Origin of the sequence: Solemya pervernicosa gill symbiont (assembly GCF_002020875.1) — a bacterium.
Lineage (GTDB): Bacteria > Pseudomonadota > Gammaproteobacteria.
In genome coordinates this window covers 1-3409 of sequence record NZ_MPRL01000129.1, presented here as the reverse complement: position 1 = coordinate 3409, position 3409 = coordinate 1, and the positions used below count along the sequence as shown (strand labels likewise).

At 42.9% G+C, this 3409-nt stretch carries 4 protein-coding genes and 1 pseudogene; 3 read left to right on the top strand and 2 right to left on the bottom strand.

Going from position 1 to position 3409, the window contains the following annotated elements:
* Window positions 1–297: 297 nt before the first annotated feature.
* Window positions 298–606: a transposase gene (locus tag BOW52_RS18035; RefSeq protein ID WP_078485186.1), complete on the bottom strand. Its 309-nt coding sequence runs from the start codon at window positions 604–606 to the stop codon at window positions 298–300.
* 435 nt (window positions 607–1041) lie between these two features.
* Here BOW52_RS18035 and BOW52_RS16530 point away from each other — a divergent pair, with 435 nt between their 5' ends.
* From BOW52_RS16530 to BOW52_RS17170, 3 genes are all read left to right on the top strand, one after another.
* Window positions 1042–1785 carry a hypothetical protein gene (locus BOW52_RS16530; RefSeq protein WP_078485185.1) on the top strand — a complete coding sequence of 248 codons (744 nt, stop codon included), beginning with the start codon at window positions 1042–1044 and terminating at the stop codon, window positions 1783–1785.
* Between the two features lie 428 nt (window positions 1786–2213).
* Complete coding sequence (locus BOW52_RS16525; RefSeq protein ID WP_078485184.1) at window positions 2214–2786, top strand: hypothetical protein; 573 nt, start codon at window positions 2214–2216, stop codon at window positions 2784–2786.
* 147 nt (window positions 2787–2933) lie between these two features.
* On the top strand, window positions 2934–3086 hold the full coding sequence (locus tag BOW52_RS17170) for a hypothetical protein (RefSeq protein ID WP_172840404.1): 153 nt from the start codon (window positions 2934–2936) through the stop codon (window positions 3084–3086).
* A gap of 65 nt (window positions 3087–3151) precedes the next feature.
* Here BOW52_RS17170 and BOW52_RS17605 read toward each other — a convergent pair.
* Window positions 3152–3313 (bottom strand): annotated as a pseudogene (locus tag BOW52_RS17605) (integrase core domain-containing protein); the annotation flags it as partial.
* Between the last annotated feature and the right edge of the window lie 96 nt (window positions 3314–3409).

Below are 3409 nucleotides of genomic sequence, written 5' to 3'. Positions count from 1 at the left end.
GGGGCGCCGTAGGCATAAACGGTCGCGTTAAGTATTTGCCGCTTGCTTGGGCTTGGATGCCCAAAACAAGCTTCCGCAAAAATAGCGACTCCCCGACAGTCTTCACCATTGTCGCTATTGTTCTGGCACCTGCAGAACCATTGCTCCGCTGATGTGCAACTTTGATCAGTGCTCGTAGTCATACCTCCTCGGGTAGGAGTGTCTTTGGCCGAGCATGCCATGCCCGGAAACTGCCGCGGTGAACCTCAAAGACCTCACACAAACGATTCACTGGGTGGCTCTCTTGGAGTCTCGAAATTATCGCAAATTGTTCAGCGAGTCCGGCATCAAGAGAGCCGTAGCCTTTTTTAGGATTTCTTTGTCTTCTTCGACACGCCTTAACTGCTTCTCCAGCTCCTGAATTCGGCGCTGCTCTGGCGTGAGTGCTGTGGCTTTGGGCGTCTCGCCCTGGCGCTCTTGACGAAGTTGGCGCACCCAATACTCCATTGTAGATTTGCCAATACCTACTGCGTCGCATGCGGCTCGAACTGTGTAGTCATGATCGACTACCAGCTGAGCCGATTCGAGTTTGAATTCAGGACTGAATGTCCGTCTTGTCTTAGCCATTTTGTCACCTGTTTGTCTTGAGGGTAAGAATATCACCTATAATCAGGTGGCCAAATTAACTATGCCACTACAGTAACGACCCGTGACGTTGGGGGTATAGGCCTTGACCCACTTGTATAGGCTCTGAACTTAAGCCCTTAAGCGCTTGGAAACATCAGAGACTGTATAGCCCCTTTCAATAACCTGTCTCACTGGTATTTTCTTGGATTCCTCGGCAAACTTTCCGTTTCCCATCACTGCTTCTCCCATGCTTTAAATTAAACCATAGGAGGGTCTGTCGGTTTGTGTAATGCTCAGAGTTTATCTAATGATTTAGGTGACAATTCTATAATTCTCAAGATAAATATGTTTATTTATAAGCTACTTTAAATGGTTGAACGAAGTCGTCAGATAAATATAATTAGAAGTCGTAAATCAAACATTCTTGGGAATGCCATGGATATGATTCGCCACATAATAAGCCGTAATTATGCCTACTTGATATTCGATAGCCAGGTTGAGATCAAACATGAACATGATGATTTTTGGAAAAATGTAGTGTTGGATTCAATTGATGTGCTTTATAGCGCACAAAGCAATACCGTGCTTGATCGTAACAAATATCACTGGGCAGCCCCAGTAATGACGGTGCGAGTGTTGCTTATCAATAACAACGACCTTAAGCACTGCTTCATTGTCTTAATAAGTGATAAAGAGCTTCCCAGAGGTGCACTCGAATTACTTACTATAAGTGAATGGACTCAAGTGGCAGAAACAGCACGAGAATATGAGGCGTTAAGATCAAGGTCCTGCTTCAATAATTGTGATGATGATTGGTCAAGTAACTCAAAGACGTGCACGTGCAAAGCAAACAAAAAAGTTGATGAATTATTAATCAGCAAATTGGTTCCACATTTAACTGAAGTGAGCGACGAGAAACAGCGCCATATGGACATTATCACGACATCCAACAAATATTTAACAGGTATAAGCATAAACCTTCATAGAAGGCCTGTTTGTTCTACTTGCTCATTAAATTGGAATGATGGCGTGTATTGTTTATTTAACGAGAAAATTCGTAGATCTCACAAAACGATGTTTGATCTCGTGAATAAGGCATCAGAAGTTATGTTCTTTGCGAGTGACATGCGTCAAGGTACGCGTGACAAGCACCGTGTGGTTATCCAAGGCTCATCATAAAAACTCGACGAATATATGGTAAACATGTAACAAAAATACTTTACTGGATCCAAATGCATGGCATGAAATTCACTCTAGTTTAATGCCGCTAGCTGCAGATAACCCAGTGCGCCATGAGGCAGTACATGATTAATCAAACAAATGGGTGATCCACCCATATCAACAGGAAAATCATGATTAAATACTAAGTTATTATGTTAGGTCTATTGGCATCAGGGATGCAACACTTACTTAACAAAGGAAACTTACGATAAAACCAACAGCAGAGCTGATGTTGAGACTGCAACGGTTTCAGGAGTAAACCTGGGAAGTGTGCAGGTAGGGTGCTCGGTAAGGTGTCGAAGCATGTTGAAGAATTTGGTTAATCACTGACAGCTGGTGGATTTGTTTGTCATTTATATTATTGGTTTATTTAAAAGAGTGTGATTATGTTAATGAAGTTATCATTGTTTATTGGTATATTGATAGTTGTTCCCCTTGCATATTCGGAAGATAATCCCATAACGAAACGAGTTGGCGATTGGGAAGTAGGAATCGATGAGTTGGTAAGAAGCGGATGTTACACTACGAAATCATATGGTTCTGGTGATGCATTTAGGCTTGGTGTCAATAAAGACTTCTCGTACCTGTATTTCGCGATAGGAAACGAAAAGTGGAAATCCATTGAAAAAGGAAAAGAGTACAAGATAAGAATTATATTTGGAGATGAAACACCATGGTCTGGAAGTATGCATGGTATCAATATAAATGGATTCCCAATGCTGCTGCTGAATATTAGAGAATCTAAAATCTCAAATGCATTTCTTTCGGAATTTATGCAGGATAAACGACTAGTCGTTGAATACAACAATATACAGATTGCTAGCCTAAGTCTAAAGGGGGCGAGTAAGTCCGTATCTGTACTGACTCAGTGTCATAAGGTAGTAGATAATTCAAGTGATTCTGGAGACCCCTTCTCAGAATCAAATGGCGCTAAAAACGATGATCCTTTCTCAGTATGATACTTGGCTACGCTGCATAGACTGCTTGTGGGATAAATTGCGGTTGCTGACGGAACAGTTTGAGCTGGAACGGTGTGGAAATACTTGAGTGTTTACGGTGCCGGGGAAGTCCAACGGTATTACAATAATGTTGATGGTGTACGGCGTATGAAGAATCTTTCTCTAGAAGACTTAGACTGTTTTGTTGATGCTTGGCTTCGCCCCGCCGGCTTTATGATGAGTCTTTATATTGCTCTTCGCGAGCGAGGGATTGATATGTTTAGTGAAATTGGTGCTTTCTTTCAGTCATCGCTCCTATGACGCGAAGGGATAGGCTGACTTTTCCCCTGCTTTAATACCACGGATTGGATGAGATTCTGCTTACTTTAAGCGGCTTGTTTGGCATATGCCACTGGCGGAAGATAGCCCAGTGAGCTATGAGGCCGTAAATGGTTGTAGTGCTGACGCCACTGATCAATTTCCTATCGCGCTTCCTCTAATGACCTGAATCAGTGCTGGTTAAGACATTCGTTTCTGAACTTACCATCGCTGACCGCCATGGATAGCGAAGCGAAGGCGGTTAGTCCGCGATAGTCGACGCCGTCTGTATATTCGTAGTTGAGAGCGTGAGCGAACGACGTAGA